The following is a 16,056-nucleotide window of genomic DNA, read 5'->3' on the forward strand; positions in this document are numbered from 1 at the left end:
TCACTCCTTCGGTTGCTTGTCAGCTGATTCATGAAGTTCAATATGTTAGTTTTAAATTAAAAGATTCCACCTGACCATTCAACCAACAAATGGCAAAGAAGTGTCGAAAAAGTGTTTTGAGGAGGCGGATGGAGTGGCTGATAGCTACCGCGGGGACAAGCGGATCACAAAATCGAAAACAAACTTAAAAAAAGCCTTGTTTGAACTGCTTGCTGAAAAAGAATGGGGAAAAATCTCTGTACAGGATATTACGCAACGGGCAAACTTGAATCGAACGACATTTTATCAGCATTATCAAGATAAAGACGATTTGCTTCATCAAAATATGAGAGACATGTTTGAAGCGATGAAAGAGGAGATTTTTTCGCCGCTTGATATAGATTGCAGCGGAGAAAAGCCTGAAGCGTACTGGTATGTGCTGCGCTTTTATCAGCATTTACAACAGAACTGCGGTGATTTTGAGATTATCATCAACAGAAGATATGAGCTGAACATTAAGGAGCTGCTCAATGATTTTTGGAATGACAGCTTTTTGACAGGAATCAAAAAAACGGCAGCCGCTGATACTGACCGTTCAGTGCCTCTCAACATCCAGCGGCGGTTTGTGATTTCCGCCTTTGCGGGCACTGCCGCATGGTGGCTTGAAAACGGCATGCCCTATCCGCCCGAATTGATGGCTGAATCGATGATCAAGATGATCCAAAAAAATTGACTGCAAAAAAAGAGACAAAACGGGTGTCCCGCTTTGTCTCTTCATCGGTTATTTCTGCGCTGCCTTGAGCGCACGCGCGCCGATATCTGTCCGGTAAAACAGCCCCGGTTTTCTTACTCGTGCCACCGCTTGATAGGCTGCTTCCCTTGCCGCTTCAAACGTCTCGGCAAACGCCGTGACATTGGCGACGCGGCCGCCGTTCGTCACAAACTGATCGCCGCTTTTTTTCGTGCCTGCGTGAAAGACGACGGTCTGTTCCATGTCAGGCTCAAGCGTGCCGATCGGCGCGCCTTTTTCATAGCTTTCCGGATAGCCGTCAGATGCAAGAACAACGGTGACTGCCGCCGTATCCTTCCACTTCAGCTCCACTTCTTTCTCCGCGAGGAGGTCAAGCAAGACTTGTACAAGGTCTGATTCAAGACGCGGCAATACGACCTGGGTTTCCGGATCTCCGAATCTCGCGTTGAATTCGATCACTTTTGTTCCTTTTTCGGTCAGCATTAAGCCGGCATACAAGACTCCCGTAAACGAACGCCCTTCTTTAACCATCGCTTCGGCCGCCGGCTCCAAAATCGTTTTAACGGCGTCTTCGACGACCGCATCCGAAATCTGCGGCACCGGAGAATATGCGCCCATTCCCCCTGTATTCGGGCCCTTGTCTCCGTCAAATGCCCGTTTGTGATCCTGTGCGATCACCATCGGATACACTTTTTCCCCTTTGACAAAAGCCATCAGCGAAAATTCTTCACCGCTCAAAAATTCCTCAATGACGACAGATGCGCTTGCTTCGCCGAACTTTTCATCTTCTAAAAAGTCATGCAGACACTGAACCGCATCTTCCTCTGTCATCGCGACTGTGACGCCTTTTCCGGCGGCAAGCCCATCGGCTTTGATAACGATCGGAGCGCCTTTTTCCTCAACATACGCCTTTGCGTTTGCAAAAGATGTAAACGTTTCGTATTCTGCCGTTGGAATCTGATATTTTTTCATCAGATCTTTGGCAAACTGCTTGCTTCCTTCAATCACCGCTGCTTTTTTCGACGGCCCGAACACCGGAAGGCCCGCTTCTTCAAACGCATCAACAAGCCCTTCGATTAAAGGGACCTCAGGGCCGACGATCGTCAGTCCGATATTGTTTTCCTTTGCGAAAGCGAGAAGCCCTTCTTGATTGCCTTCGTCAAGATCAACGAGTACGGCGGTCCCGGCCATTCCGTCATTGCCGGGCGCCGCATATACAGTGCCGACGAGAGGGCTTTGCGCCGCTTTCCAGGCGAGCGTGTGCTCCCTGCCGCCTCTGCCGATAATCAATACGTTCACGCTGGTCACTCCCTTAATGTTTGAAATGGCGGATTCCGGTGAACACCATCGTGATGCCGTATTCATCCGCTTTTTTAATCGAATCTTCATCACGAACCGAGCCGCCCGGCTGAATGATCGCAGTCACACCGGCTTTAGCCGCTTCTTCGACCGTATCAGGCATCGGGAAGAAGGCATCTGATCCGAGCGCGCTTCCTTTCGCTTTCTCGCCGGCTTGCTCAATTGCGATTTTCGCGGAGCCGACGCGGTTCATTTGCCCGGCGCCGACGCCGATCGTCATATCGTCTTTTGCCAGAACAATCGCATTCGATTTGACGTGCTTCACGACTTTCCAAGCAAGCTTAAGGTCAGCCCATTCCTGTTCGGTCGGCTCCCTTTTCGTCGGAATCGTAATGTCAGCGTCGTCAAAGCCGTGCATATCCAGATCCTGAATCAAGAGCCCGCCTTGAACAGATGTCAGCTGCTTTTCGTTTTTCACAGGCTGATTGACATCGAGGGTCAAGAGACGAAGGTTTTTCTTGGATGTTAAAATATCAAGCGCTTCTTGGCTGAATGATGGTGCGATAATGATTTCCAAAAAGATTTTGTGAAGCGTTTCAGCCGTCGCTTTGTCCACTTCACGATTCAGGGCAATGATGCCGCCGAAAATCGACGTTTCGTCAGCGGCGTATGCTTTGTTAAACGCCTCTTCGATCGTGTTGCCCGTCCCGACGCCGCAAGGGTTCATATGCTTGACGGCAACCGCAGCCGGCTCGGTGAACTCGCGGACGATTTGTAGTGCTGCATCCGCATCTTTGATGTTGTTGTAGGAGAGCTCTTTTCCGTGCAGCTGTTCAGCTGAAGCGATTGACCCTTTGACAGGGAGCGCGCTTTGATAAAAGACTGCTTCCTGATGCGGATTTTCGCCGTAGCGGAGCGATTGTTTTTTCTCAAAAGTGACGGTGAACTGTTCAGGCTCTTTTTCACCGGTTACGTTTGTTAAGTAGTCAGCGATCAACGCGTCATATGCTGCCGTGTGGCGGAACACCTTCGCTGCCAGCTCGCGTTTTTTCTCAAGAGAGACGCTGCCGTTTTCTTTCAAGTCGTTCAGCACAGGGCTGTAATCGCGGGGATCGACGATGACCGCTACGTCCTGGTGGTTTTTCGCTGCTGCGCGAAGCATGCCGGGACCGCCGATGTCGATATTCTCAATCGCTTCTTCGAATGTGACGTCTTCTTTAGAAACCGTTTCTTTAAACGGATATAAATTGACAACGACAAGATCGATCGGCTGGATACCCTGCTCATTCAGCTGCGCCATGTGTTTTTCGTTGCCGCGTACGGCAAGAAGCCCGCCGTGAATATTCGGATGAAGAGTTTTCAGACGGCCGTCCATGATTTCGGGAAAGCCCGTCACTTCAGAAATGCCGATGACGTCAACGCCGTTTTCCTGAAGAAGTTTGCTTGTGCCGCCTGTTGAAATCACTTCAACGCCAAGCTCTGTCAATTCTTTTACAAAAGGGACAATGTTCGTTTTATCAGATACGCTGATTAATGCGCGTTTGATCGTCATTCCTTTTCACCTCTGCCATTTAGTTCAAGAAGCTCTTTGATTACTTCGGGATAAAGCTCATGCTCCAATTTGTGGATTTTTTCTTCAAGAGACGCGAGTGTTTCACTTTTTTCAAGCTCAACGGCGCGCTGGGCGATAATCGGACCGGTGTCCATGCCTTCGTCAACATAGTGAACCGTGATGCCAGCCACTTTCACGCCTGCTCTGTACGCTTGTCCGATCGCATCGATGCCGGGGAACGCCGGCAGGAGCGACGGATGGATGTTGATGATTTTATTCCGGTAAGCCGAAAGAAGCGTATCGCCGATCAGCCTCATATACCCCGCCAGGACAATCCATTCCGCTCCGTGGAGGCGGAGCTGTTCAACGATCACCTGTTCAAAAGCCGCTTTATTTTCGAATGATTTCGGCTGGAATGCGAACGACGGGATTCCGGCTTTTTCCGCCCTTTCAAGCACTTTCGCATCGGGCTTGTCACAGACGACGAGGACGATTTCGGCATCCCAGTTCTCTTCTCTCATTCTTCTCTCGATCGCTTCAAAATTCGTTCCGCTTCCTGATGCAAATACCGCGAATTTTCTCATGAAAGACCGGCACCGCCAAACACAACGCCGCTTCCGGCTTTTACTCTGCCGATGAGATAGGCTTTTTCACCGTTATTTTCGAGCGTTTGGATTACATCTGTCATATCCTCTTCTTTCACCGCAAGGACAAAGCCGATTCCCATATTGAAAACATTGAACATTTCCTCGGATTTCAGGCCGCCTTTCTCCTGAATGAACGGAAAGATAGGAGGGACGGGCCAGGAGCCGATGTCGATTTCAACACCAAGGCCATCGGGCATCATACGCGGCAGGTTTTCGATAAAGCCGCCCCCGGTCACGTGCGCCATACCGGCGATTTTGCCTGATTTTACCGCTTCAAGGACAGGCTTGACATAAATTTTCGTCGGCTCTAAAAGCTCTTCCCCAAGAGGCCGTTCAAAAGGTGTATACGTCTCATCAAGGTTCAGACCGGCATCTTCAAGAAGAACTTTCCGAACGAGAGAGAAGCCGTTGCTGTGAAGTCCGCTTGAAGAAAGTCCGATTAAAAGATGTCCTTCACTGATGTTTTCGCCCGTGACGATGCCATCTTTTTCAGCGGCTCCGGCCGAGAACCCGGCAATATCGTATTCATCCTCTGTATAAAGACCCGGCATTTCCGCCGTTTCTCCGCCGACAAGCGCTGATCCAGACTGTACACAGCCTTCTGCAACGCCTTTTACAATCTCTTCAATTTTGACGGGATCGGCTTTTCCAACCGCAAGGTAATCGAGGAAGAACAACGGCTCCGCTCCTTGAGCGAGCACATCGTTGACACACATAGCGACGGCATCGATGCCGATCGTGTCATGCTTGTCCATCGCAAAAGCGAGCTTCAGCTTTGTGCCGACACCGTCCGTTCCCGAAATCAGAACCGGCTGTTTGTACGGCAGTTCTGACAGGTCAAACATGCCGCCAAACCCGCCAAGACCGCCCATTGCGCCGATTCGCTTCGTTCTTTCCACATGTTTTTTCATCCGTTTTACGGCTTCATATCCGGCTTCAATATCAACCCCGGCGTTTTTATAGCTTTCAGACAACACAATCACTCCTTATTCCGCGCTTGTCCATTCGTGATATTCAAAATCAAAAGAGCAGCCGCATTGCTTCTGCTGCCCTTTATTCATTTCAGCAGGCCAGGCGCTTCAAGCGCACCGGCCGGTTTATTTTGTCAAAACGGCTTCTTTCACGTGAGGAAGAACAGTATCCTGATAAATCTCGGTCGGGTATTTTCCTGTAAAACAGGCCATGCACTGGCCGCAGTTTTCGCCTTCATACTGTCTTCCGATCCCGGAAAGGAGTCCTTCAATGCTCAAGAATGACAATGTATCGGCGCCGATTTCCTGACGGATTTCTTCCACTGAATGAGAGGACGCGATCAGTTCTTCGTGCGTCGATGTGTCAATTCCGTAAAAGCACGGATGGGCAATAGGCGGGGAACTGATTCTGACGTGCACTTCCGTCGCTCCGGCTTCGCGCAGCATCGTCACAATCCTGCGGCTCGTCGTGCCTCTCACGATGGAATCGTCCACCATGACGACGCGTTTGCCTTCAACGACCCCGCGGACGGCTGACAGCTTCATTCTCACGCCCTGCTCCCTGAGCGACTGTGACGGCTGAATGAACGTTCTGCCGACATAACGGTTTTTGATCAATCCGAGTTCGTAAGGAATTCCCGTCGCTTCGGCATAGCCGATGGCCGCTGAAATGCTTGAGTCCGGAACGCCTGTCACCACATCTGCTTCAATGCCTGATTCTTCGGCGAGCTTTTTGCCGAGATTCTTTCTCGCGCTGTGGACGTTAATGCCGTTAATATTGCTGTCAGGCCTTGAGAAATAAATGTACTCCATGCTGCAGATCGAGCGGTTGATGTTGATGGAGAACCGCTCTGACTTCATGCCTTCATCATTGATGATCAGCATCTCGCCCGGTTCTACATCGCGCAGATATGTTGCGCCGACCACATCAAACGCACACGTTTCAGAAGCGACAACGTACGCGTCGCCGAGCATTGCGACGGATAGCGGTCTGAGTCCGTTCGGGTCAAGCGCCACGATCATTTCCTTTTCCGTCATGATCAGGAAAGCATAAGCGCCTTTCAGCATGGAAAGAGCGTTTTTGATCTGATCTTTCAGCTCGAAGTGGCCGCTTCTTTTAATTAAGTGGGCGAGCACTTCCGTATCAGAAGACGTTTGAAAAATGCTGCCCTGGTTTTCAAGCTGCTGTTTCAGCTGAGTGGCGTTCACTAAGTTTCCATTGTGCGCAAGCGCAAGGCTGCCGTTGTTTTGCGAATGGAAAAGGAACGGCTGGACGTTTTCGAAGCCGCCGCCGCCCGCCGTTGCATAGCGGACATGGCCGATCGCTCCCTTTCCTTTCACCTTTTTGAGCTCGCCGTTTTGAAAAACTTCGGTAATCAGCCCCTGGCCTTTGTGGGAGGACATTTTTTCGCCGTCTGTCGCGACGATGCCGGCGCCCTCCTGGCCTCTGTGCTGAAGGCTGTGAAGGCCGTAGTACGTAATTTGCGGTGCTTCTTCATGCCCCCAAATCCCAAATACGCCGCATTCTTCATTTAAGCCTTTGATTTCAGCAAGCATGGGATAGCTCCTTTCCATGCGCTTTCGAGCTCTTCTGTCTGCGCATGAATCCATTGTTGTCCTTCCTGGCTTTGAACAGCAAGCGCGCTGTCTGACGTTACCTCGCCGATGAGATCGGCGTCTTTGACAAGCTTTTCGAACGCTTCTTGATGCTCTTTTTTCACAGAGACGATAAACCGTGATTGTGTTTCGCTGAATAACAATGCAGGTTCGCCTGCAAGCGTCACATTAGCGCCGAGCCCTTGAGAAGATATGACGCTTTCCGCCAGCGCCACGCCGATGCCGCCTTCTGAGACGTCATGCGCCGATTGAACGAGACCGGTGCGGATCGCTTTCAGAAGCGCTTTTTGACGCGATTGTTCGACTTCCAAGTCAATGGCAGGCGCTTTGCCGTAAATCTTTCCTTCGGTCAATTTTTGCAGCTCGCTTCCGGCGAACTCAGGGAATGTTTCGCCGATGACATAAATCAAATCGCCCGCTGCTTTAAAGTGCTGTGTCGTAATATGTTCCGTATCTTCGATCAGTCCGACCATTCCGATGACAGGCGTCGGGTAGATCGCGCTTCCGTTTGATTCGTTGTAAAGAGAGACGTTTCCGCCGATGACCGGTGTGCTGAGCACGTTGCACGCTTCGCTGATCCCGTCTGCCGCTTTTTCGATCTGCCAGAAAATCTCCGGCTTTTCCGGATTTCCAAAGTTGAGGTTATCCGTAACGGCTAGCGGTTCTGCTCCGGAGCAGACGATATTGCGGGCCGCTTCTGCGACAGCGATTTTCCCGCCCTTTTCCGGATCGAGGTACAAGTAGCGGGCATTGCAGTCCGTTGTCATGGCAAGCGCCTTTTTCGTGCCGCGAATCCTGAGAACGGCTGCATCAGAGCCCGGTGCGACAACCGTGTTCGTCCTGACCATGTAGTCATATTGGTCATAAACCCATTCTTTGCTCGCAATGGTCGGCTGCTTTAGCAGCTCAAGAAGCGTTTCTTTCGCATCTTCGACTTTTGGTGCAGGGACGTCTGTTTCAAGGAACTCTTTGTAATAAGCCGGTACTTTTGACGGCTTATGGTAAACCGGCGCTTCCTCTGCGAGCGCATCGACCGGAAGCTCGGCAACCATTTCCCCGTTGTGGAAAAGGCGCAGCATCTTGTCATCTGTCACATGACCGACAGCCACAGCTTCAAGATCGTACTTGTCAAAAATATCGATGATTTCCTGTTCGCGGCCGCGTTCGATGACCAAAAGCATGCGCTCCTGGGATTCTGAAAGCATCATTTCGTACGGCGTCATCCCTGTTTCGCGCTGCGGAATCAAGTCAAGGTTCATCTCGATGCCCGAACCGGCTTTGGATGCCATTTCCGCGCTGGAACTTGTCAGCCCTGCCGCACCCATGTCCTGAATACCGACCAAGGCGTCTGATTTAATGACTTCCAGACACGCTTCAAGAAGCAGCTTCTCCATGAACGGATCGCCGACTTGCACGGCCGAGCGCTTTTCTTCTGATTGGTCAGACATTTCTTCTGAGGCGAAGGTTGCACCGTGGATACCGTCGCGCCCCGTTTTCGCGCCGACGTACATGACGGTATTGCCGACGCCTTTCGCCTGCCCTTTTTTAATATCTTCATGGTTGATCAAACCGACACACATCGCGTTGACAAGCGGATTGCCTTCATAGCAGCTGTCAAACTGAACTTCCCCGCCAACGGTCGGAATGCCGATGCAGTTGCCGTATCCGGCAATGCCCGCGACTACTTCTTCAAACAAGTACTTCACACGCGGTGAAGTGAGTTCGCCAAACCGGAGAGAGTTCAAAACAGCGATGGGACGCGCGCCCATTGAAAAGACGTCGCGGATGATGCCGCCTACACCCGTTGCAGCTCCCTGGTACGGCTCAATCGCTGACGGATGGTTATGCGATTCGATTTTGAAGACAACCGCCTGATTGTCGCCGATATCGACGATTCCTGCGCCTTCCCCTGGTCCTTGCAGGACGCGTTCGCCTTTTGTCGGGAACTTTTTCAGGATCGGCTTGGAATTTTTGTAGCTGCAGTGCTCTGACCACATGACCGAAAAAACCCCGATTTCCGTATAGTTTGGAAGCCTTCCGAGAATCGATTCAATCATGGCAAACTCGTCATCGCTGACACCCATTTGCTGATAGAGTTTCTCTTCCTTAATTTGTTCTTGACTTGGTTCAAGCAGTAGCGACATGAGTTTCCCTCCAATTTTTCACGATAGATTGAAACAGTTTAAGACCGTCGGCGCTTCCGAGCAGAGAATCGACTGCGCGTTCAGGGTGAGGCATCATGCCTAATACATTGCCTTTTTCATTGACGACGCCTGCAATATCGGCGACGCTTCCGTTAATATCCGTTCCGTATGTGAAAGCGATTTGATTGTTTTCTTTTAATCCGGCAAGCGTCTCTTCATCACAGTAGAAGTTTCCTTCGCCGTGAGCGACCGGAATCGTGATGGATTCGCCTTTGCCGTAGGAAGATGTAAAAAGCGTTTCATTGTTTTGGACGATCAGTTCAACCGGACGGCAGATAAATTTCAAATCTTTGTTGCGTCTCATTGCGCCCGGCAAAAGACCGAGCTCCTGCAAAATTTGAAATCCGTTGCAGACGCCGAGCACCGGCTTCCCTTCTTCAGCCGCTTTTTTGACGGCCGGCATAATATTTGCGAAGCGGGCGATCGCGCCGCATCTTAAATAATCACCGTATGAGAATCCTCCCGGAATGAGGACGCCGTCATATTCATCAAGACTTGTTTCTGTATGCCAGACGTATTCAGCTTCTTCGCCAAGCTCATCCTTAATCGCGTGGAACATATCGATATCGCAGTTTGAGCCAGGCAGCACAATCACCGCAAATTTCACTGTGCGACAACCTCCTCGACTTCGTATCTGTAATCTTCAATCACCGTGTTGGCTAAAAGTTTTTCGCACATTTCTTTGACGAGAACGTCAAGGTCGCGGTCCGATTTTTCAATTGTGAGCTCCATGTATTTGCCGATGCGGACGTCCTGAACTTCTTTGTAGGACATGCTGTGCAAAGCATGCTGAACGGCGCTCCCCTGAGGATCTAAAACACTCTCTTTTAAGCTGACATACACTTTCACTTTGTACATATTACATGCCTCCAAGTCTTTTGAATATTTCTTCGTATGCATCCGTCAATCCGCCCAGATTTCTTCTGAACACATCTTTATCAAGCTTTTCATTTGTTTCTTGATCCCACAGCCGGCACGTATCCGGGGAAATCTCATCGGCCAGCAGGACCTCGCCGTCTTTATCGAGTCCGAACTCAAGCTTGAAATCTATCAATCTGACATCGCAAGCCGCGAAAATCGTCTGCAGCTCTTCGTTTACCTGTCTCGTAATCGATTTGATTTTCTCCACCTGTTCAGGCTCAGCTGCTTTTAAAATCCGGATATGGTCTTCTGTGATCAACGGATCACCGAGCGCGTCATCCTTGTAGTAAAACTCGATAATCGGCTGCCCCAGCTCCGTGCCTTCCGGAATGCCGAGCCTTTTGGACATACTTCCGGCAACGACATTGCGGACAACGACTTCAAGCGGGATGATCGTCACCTTTTTAATGAGCTGCTCCGTTTCAGAAATTCGTTCAACAAAGTGGTTGTTGATTCCCTTCTCGTGAAGCCTTGTGAAAATCAGGCTGGAAATTTCGTTATTTAAACGGCCTTTTCCGTCAATCTCGGCTTTTTTTTCTCCGTTAAAAGCCGTCGCTGAGTTTTTGTATTCGACAAACAAAGTGTTGTCATCATCCGTCCGGTAAATCTTTTTCGCTTTTCCTTCGTATAAAAGTTCATTTTTCACAATATTCACAGAAGGCCTCCTAACCCGAATGTTGGAAATATTTAAGCAGTTAGACCCCCGCCTGTAAAAGCGGGCGGTCTATTCTATGCCAAGCCTAAACGTTCAAAAATGTAGTCGACATTTTTCAAGTGGTAATTGTAATCAAAGCAGTCGTTAATTTGTTCCGGAGACAGTCGGGACGTAATTTTTTCCTCAGCCTCGACAAGCTGGCGGAACGGCACTTGTTTCTCCCATGCTTCCATTGCTTTCGGCTGAACGGTGTCATACGCTTCTTCACGCGCCATGCCGGTATCAATGAGAGCGAGAAGGACGCGCTGGGAGTAGATCAATCCGAGTGTGCGGTCCATGTTGCGCTTCATGTTTTCAGGGAACACGGTCAAGTTTTTCACAATGTTGCCGAAGCGGTTCAGCATGTAATTCAGCGCGATCGTCGCATCAGGCAGAATGATGCGCTCTGCTGATGAATGCGAAATGTCGCGTTCATGCCAAAGCGGTACATTTTCATAAGCGGTCAGCATGTAGCCGCGGATGACGCGCGCCATTCCCGTCATGTTTTCCGAACCGATCGGATTGCGTTTATGCGGCATGGCAGATGAACCTTTTTGGCCTTTTGCGAAAAATTCTTCGACCTCACGGGTTTCGCTTTTTTGGAGGCCGCGGATCTCAACGGCGAATTTCTCGATGCTTGTCGCAACAAGCGCCAGCGCAGCCATGTAATCGGCGTGGCGGTCGCGCTGCAGCGTCTGCGTTGAAATCGGCGCAGGTTTTAAGCCGAGCTTCTCACATACGTACTGCTCGACGAATGGATCGATGTTCGCGTACGTTCCGACGGCGCCTGAGATTTTGCCGACTTCGATGCCTTCTTTCGCTTGCTTGAAGCGTTCCAGGTTGCGCTTCATCTCTTCATACCAAAGGGCGAGTTTCAAACCGAATGTCGTCGGTTCTGCATGTACGCCGTGTGTGCGCCCCATCATCACCGTATATTTATGTTCCTTCGCTTTTTCTTTCAAGATGTCAACAAATCTCTCAATGTCCTTGAGCAAAATATCGTTCGCCTGTTTTAATAGATAGGAAAGAGCGGTATCGACCACATCTGTTGATGTCAGCCCGTAGTGCACCCACTTTTTCTCTTCGCCAAGCGTTTCCGATACGGCGCGGGTAAATGCTACGACATCGTGGCGCGTGTCCTGCTCGATTTCGAAAATGCGGTTGATGTCAAATGACGCTTTTTCCCGCAAAACCTTCACATCTTCTTTCGGAATGACGCCGAGCTCAGCCCAAGCTTCACAAGCCAGTATTTCAACTTCAAGCCATGCTTGAAATCTGTTTTCATCCGTCCAAATCGCAGCCATTTCCGGTCTTGAATAACGTTCGATCATTGTTTTCGTCCTCCATCTCTTTCAATCCACTTTTCTGTCATCTTCCCGATCCATTCATTGTCGGGTGTTCTTAAAAATGTGATGTGCCCCATTTTGCGGCCGGGTTTGACTTCATGCTTTCCGTATATATAAAGCTTCGCTTCTTTTAAAAGTTCGGGGTCTTCTTCAGCCATGTACACTTCGTCTCCGAGAAGGTTCACCATCATTCCTTCCTTCAGAAGGTCGGCTTTGCCGAGCGGTAGCCCGCAGACAGCACGGATATGCTGTTCAAATTGGCTCGTTTCGCAAAGATCAAGGGTGTAATGGCCGGAATTATGCGGCCGCGGCGCCAGCTCATTGACGAGAAGCCCGCCATCTTCCTTCAGGAAAAGCTCAACGGCCAGCGTTCCGACAAGCTGAAGTTTTTCGGCAAGCCTGAGGGCAAGTGCTGCCGCTTGTTCCTGAATCGCCTCATCGGCTCGCGCCGGGACGATGCTCTGGAATAAAATATTTTGTTTATGAATGTTTTCTGCCGCCGGAAAGACGGTTGTCTCTCCGTGAACCGATCTTGTCACGATCACGGACAATTCCATTTTGAAAGGAACCCAGCTTTCCAAAATACATGTGCCGTGCTGTAAAAGAGCTGCGGCTTCCCCGATTTGTGCATGTTCCTTCAGGACGTACTGCCCTTTTCCGTCATACCCGCCGCGGCAAGTTTTCAGCACCGCCGGAAGACCGAGCTCCGCTACGGACGCTTCCAGTTCCGCCCGGTCGTGAATGATCCGGTACGGCGCGACTTTGCAGCCCGCTGATTCAATCGCTTTTTTCTCGGTCTCCCTGTTTTGCGTAAGGAGCAACAGCTCGCTCCCCTGCGGAAGGTATGCGTGCTCCTTCAGCCAGTTCAGCGCATCATAATCGATGTTCTCGAATTCGTAAGTGATCACGTCGCTCGCTTCGGCAAGCTTCCGTATCGCTTCCCTGTCATTATAGGCAGCCGTAATCTCAAAGTCGGCGACCTGGCCGCACGGTGATGAAGGAACAGGGTCAACCACCGCGATTTTATAGCCCATTTGTTTAGCCGCGACCGCCATCATTTTGCCAAGCTGTCCGCCTCCGATAATGCCGATTGTCGCGCCCGGAAAAATCGTTTGTTTATACAAGCTGATCACTGCTTTCCAATACGGTTTGTCTGATGCTTTCCCTTCGTTCGTCCAATCTTCCGGCAAGCTTTTCGTCAAAAGCTGACAAAATCTGCGCCGCAAGCAGTCCGGCGTTGACCGCTCCCGCTTTGCCGATGGCAACGGTCGCAACGGGTACACCGCCCGGCATTTGAACGATTGAAAGCAACGAATCGAGACCGTTCAGCGCTTTTGACTGAACCGGCACACCGATGACGGGCAGCGTCGTTTTGGCTGCGACCATTCCCGGCAGGTGGGCGGCTCCGCCCGCTCCGGCAATGATGACTTTCAAGCCTCTTTCCCGCGCCGTTTCGGCATATTCAAACATTAAATCAGGCGTCCGATGTGCGGAAACGACCTTTTTTTCGAACGGAATTCCCAGTTCATCGAGTATGCCGCAGGCATGTTTCATCGTTTCCCAGTCAGATGTGCTTCCCATGATAACACCAAGAAGAGGCTGCATATCTTTTTGTCCCACCTTTAGCTGTTATTCTTCGCAAATAAAAAACCCGGCATGTATTGCATTTGTAGGAAGCAACACAAACCGGGCATGGCGCGTGTATCGTCAGTTAGTCCGCTTCTCGCGATCTCCATGTCAGTTTATTGTCCACTTTCCTGCATAGTCCGATGATTTACGGTCATCGGGTAGAGACTTATGGGCCATATTCCCAAGATTATATGAGGATGTGTTTTCATGTCATGTTTATCTTAACAACGGACTGTGATAATGTCAACGACATTATCGAACGATAGTATATTTTGTTGTTCTAATGTTCGGGTTTAGAGCAATTTCCCTTCGAATATAATTTTTCTTCCGCACGGAACAACCTGAATCGTTCCATTTTCCTTTGTTTCTTTGAAGACCGGCTCCTCCATTCGGCGCACCGGTGTATAGCCTTCTTCCTGCATCTTCGTCAACACGGTTTCGATCGTTTCGCCTTCCGTTACTTCAAAGCGCTTTTTTTTCGGCTTTGTCATTATTCTTTAATTCTCCTTTTCTTTACGGCTTTAACCCAGAATCCGCCGTGTATCGTCTTCGGTTCGTAGGAAATGATAAATGCTTTTGAATCGATTGATTTAATCGTTTCGTACAGTTGCAGTTCGTATTTTCTCGGCGTCAAAACCTGCATCGCCGTTCTGTCTCCCTCAAGTCCGCTGACGACCCAATGGGTGACCCCGTAGCCTTTTTCCCTGAGCTGTTTCGGTAGATCCAAATCGAGCTCTTTCGTAATGGCGTTAACGGTAATATAGCCCAAAGCGAGCTTTTCTTCAATTTTCGTGCCGACGATGATGCCGATTCCAAATCCAACCGCATAAGCGATCACGTTTTGGATTTGATTTAAATTATCTAGAACGAGCCCCAGCCCGATGACGTAAACAAGCATTTCGATTGTCCCGATAAAAGCGGCGAGATACCGCTGGCCTTTAAGAGTCAGTATCATTCGAAGGGTTAAAAACGTTACATATATAATATTGATAACCAGAATAATTCCAACCATGATCACACTGTTCAATAGTGCTGAGTGAAGCAATTGAAATCCCTCCTTTAGATGCAAAGCAATCATATTCTACTAGAGAAATTCTCCATACACAATCCTGTAATGGCCCTGCTTCACCAAAAAATTTTTCGACATTGCTCACTCCCATCAGTTTACCCTTTTTCTGCCGGTTTCAAAGCATTGAAACTCCATTAAAAAAGACGTTCAAATGAACGTCTTTCAGAGCTGGTGTTTATGATCCCGCTGACGATCTGCATCAGATTCGTGCAGCTTCCGGTGTTCCTTTTCCAAATCGCTCAGCGTGTATGACAAGAGGTCTTTCAAATTGTCCAGCCGCCCTGATTTTGCGAGCTGCCTGATTAAATACTCCTTTTTTTGCTTTACGGCTTTTCGAAGCAAGTTAGCCATCGATCACTCCCCCATCCGTTCGTATGATTGGTTACAATATATACATATTATTCTTATGAGTCAACTCGGAATTAATGCAAAAAAAAACCGGTTCTTCAAGAAGAACCGGCAATATCTCCTTAAACCGGGATAAGCGACGACAACAAGTATCCGCCTACCAGCTTCCATGTTGCCGCAACGAATACCAATTCAAGCAAAAAGACGGTAAACACGCAGTACATCAGGTCAAACCGCGCTTTTTCGCTTTTTTCATAAATCGATTGAATCAGCGTAAAAGTGCCGAATGTCAATCCCATAAAGATGACGATCGATAGAATCACCGTCGCGGCCGTGAAGTTGATAATCGCGAATATCATCCACAAAGCGGCGGGGACGATAAACGGAACCAATAGAGAGCCGTACTTTGCCGTGATATCGAAAAATGAAGCTTTATACCTGAGCATAAAATTCGATACAACCCAGCTCGCTGCCGCCATCCAAAACATGAAAGCCATACAGTAGATAAATACAATCAAAAACACTTCCATGAACGGCACTGACACGCCGAACCCGAGAATTCTCCCCCGTCCCGCAAGCAGCTGATAAAAGTTGCCGAGCGAAAAGAAAACGGCTAAAAGCGTCATTGAAATAACGGAATACTTAAAATAAGACCGGTCATAATCAAGTGCGCTGCGCACCGGGGATTTTAAAATATCGAGCACAAAGCTGAAATAGCGGAACAAAGCGGCAATCACGCTCTCCATCACCGATTTGACTTTCGCTGCAGACGGATTCGTCTCCTTGCTCTTCCTCGCTTTTTTCCGGGAATTCCTCGACATCCTCGAAGCAGGTTCTTCTATATCATCTTCATTTCGTTTGTGATGTTCTTCAATCATATAAGCAACTCCTATTCTATTCAAAAGCTTTACATAAATGAAAAGCACTTTTATAAATTACATAAGCTGTGTGAAACAGTCAAGACAAACCTCTTTTTATCATAGATGTGGCAGCCCTTATATATGACGAAAAACGAAGGCGGAAGGTTCC

Annotated in this window: 17 protein-coding genes and 1 riboswitch; of the genes, 1 reads left to right on the plus strand and 16 read right to left on the minus strand. The window is 49.3% G+C overall.

Annotated elements, in window-relative coordinates; all coding sequences use genetic code 11:
- The first annotated feature begins 133 nt into the window (after positions 1-133).
- Positions 134-712 carry a TetR/AcrR family transcriptional regulator gene (locus tag H2R00_RS11505; protein WP_182069119.1) on the plus strand — a complete coding sequence of 193 codons (579 nt, stop codon included), beginning with the start codon at positions 134-136 and terminating at the stop codon, positions 710-712.
- 48 nt (positions 713-760) lie between these two features.
- Here H2R00_RS11505 and purD read toward each other — a convergent pair whose 3' ends face one another.
- The 16 genes from purD to H2R00_RS11585 all read right to left on the minus strand — a co-directional run bounded on the left by purD (position 761) and on the right by H2R00_RS11585 (position 15,905).
- Entirely contained in the window at positions 761-2,029 is a 1,269-nt protein-coding gene (purD, locus tag H2R00_RS11510; RefSeq protein WP_154999059.1) for a phosphoribosylamine--glycine ligase, read from the minus strand.
- Between the two features lie 13 nt (positions 2,030-2,042).
- Positions 2,043-3,581 (minus strand): bifunctional phosphoribosylaminoimidazolecarboxamide formyltransferase/IMP cyclohydrolase, encoded by a 1,539-nt coding sequence (purH, locus tag H2R00_RS11515; protein ID WP_182069121.1) that lies wholly within the window; start codon positions 3,579-3,581, stop codon positions 2,043-2,045.
- On the minus strand, positions 3,578-4,165 hold the full coding sequence (gene purN / locus H2R00_RS11520) for a phosphoribosylglycinamide formyltransferase (protein WP_154999063.1): 588 nt from the start codon (positions 4,163-4,165) through the stop codon (positions 3,578-3,580). The genes purH and purN overlap by 4 nt, the downstream gene beginning before the upstream one ends.
- Positions 4,162-5,202, minus strand: coding sequence for a phosphoribosylformylglycinamidine cyclo-ligase (purM, locus tag H2R00_RS11525; protein ID WP_182069123.1), 1,041 nt, complete (start codon positions 5,200-5,202; stop codon positions 4,162-4,164). Before purM ends, purN begins: the two co-directional genes overlap by 4 nt.
- Positions 5,203-5,325: 123 nt before the next feature.
- Positions 5,326-6,756: an amidophosphoribosyltransferase gene (gene purF / locus H2R00_RS11530; protein WP_154999066.1), complete on the minus strand. Its 1,431-nt coding sequence runs from the start codon at positions 6,754-6,756 to the stop codon at positions 5,326-5,328.
- The gene (purL, locus tag H2R00_RS11535; RefSeq protein ID WP_154999068.1) at positions 6,732-8,960 is read right to left on the minus strand and encodes a phosphoribosylformylglycinamidine synthase subunit PurL; all 2,229 of its coding nucleotides are present in this window, start codon (positions 8,958-8,960) and stop codon (positions 6,732-6,734) included. Before purL ends, purF begins: the two co-directional genes overlap by 25 nt.
- A complete protein-coding gene (gene purQ / locus H2R00_RS11540) occupies positions 8,944-9,627 on the minus strand; it encodes a phosphoribosylformylglycinamidine synthase subunit PurQ (RefSeq protein WP_076790002.1) in 684 nt (227 codons plus the stop codon). Before purQ ends, purL begins: the two co-directional genes overlap by 17 nt.
- The gene (gene purS / locus H2R00_RS11545) at positions 9,624-9,878 is read right to left on the minus strand and encodes a phosphoribosylformylglycinamidine synthase subunit PurS (protein ID WP_003179532.1); all 255 of its coding nucleotides are present in this window, start codon (positions 9,876-9,878) and stop codon (positions 9,624-9,626) included. Before purS ends, purQ begins: the two co-directional genes overlap by 4 nt.
- Position 9,879: 1 nt before the next feature.
- Positions 9,880-10,596 (minus strand): phosphoribosylaminoimidazolesuccinocarboxamide synthase, encoded by a 717-nt coding sequence (gene purC / locus H2R00_RS11550; protein ID WP_003179531.1) that lies wholly within the window; start codon positions 10,594-10,596, stop codon positions 9,880-9,882.
- Positions 10,597-10,670: 74 nt separating this feature from the next.
- A complete protein-coding gene (gene purB, locus H2R00_RS11555; RefSeq protein ID WP_020450435.1) occupies positions 10,671-11,966 on the minus strand; it encodes an adenylosuccinate lyase in 1,296 nt (431 codons plus the stop codon).
- Entirely contained in the window at positions 11,963-13,105 is a 1,143-nt protein-coding gene (gene purK / locus H2R00_RS11560) for a 5-(carboxyamino)imidazole ribonucleotide synthase (protein WP_182069125.1), read from the minus strand. The genes purB and purK overlap by 4 nt, the downstream gene beginning before the upstream one ends.
- A complete protein-coding gene (gene purE, locus H2R00_RS11565; RefSeq protein ID WP_182069127.1) occupies positions 13,098-13,586 on the minus strand; it encodes a 5-(carboxyamino)imidazole ribonucleotide mutase in 489 nt (162 codons plus the stop codon). Before purE ends, purK begins: the two co-directional genes overlap by 8 nt.
- Positions 13,587-13,722: 136 nt before the next feature.
- A riboswitch (purine riboswitch) is annotated at positions 13,723-13,825 on the minus strand.
- A gap of 78 nt (positions 13,826-13,903) precedes the next feature.
- Entirely contained in the window at positions 13,904-14,101 is a 198-nt protein-coding gene (locus H2R00_RS11570) for an NETI motif-containing protein (protein WP_003179527.1), read from the minus strand.
- Entirely contained in the window at positions 14,101-14,622 is a 522-nt protein-coding gene (locus H2R00_RS11575) for a DUF2179 domain-containing protein (RefSeq protein ID WP_375846283.1), read from the minus strand. The genes H2R00_RS11570 and H2R00_RS11575 overlap by 1 nt, the downstream gene beginning before the upstream one ends.
- Before the next feature lie 219 nt (positions 14,623-14,841).
- Complete coding sequence (locus H2R00_RS11580) at positions 14,842-15,030, minus strand: hypothetical protein (protein WP_182069129.1); 189 nt, start codon at positions 15,028-15,030, stop codon at positions 14,842-14,844.
- 119 nt (positions 15,031-15,149) lie between these two features.
- Positions 15,150-15,905: a DUF6574 domain-containing protein gene (locus tag H2R00_RS11585; RefSeq protein WP_154999074.1), complete on the minus strand. Its 756-nt coding sequence runs from the start codon at positions 15,903-15,905 to the stop codon at positions 15,150-15,152.
- Between the last annotated feature and the right edge of the window lie 151 nt (positions 15,906-16,056).

Source organism: Bacillus haynesii (assembly GCF_014042035.1).
Taxonomy (GTDB): domain Bacteria; phylum Bacillota; class Bacilli; order Bacillales; family Bacillaceae; genus Bacillus; species Bacillus haynesii.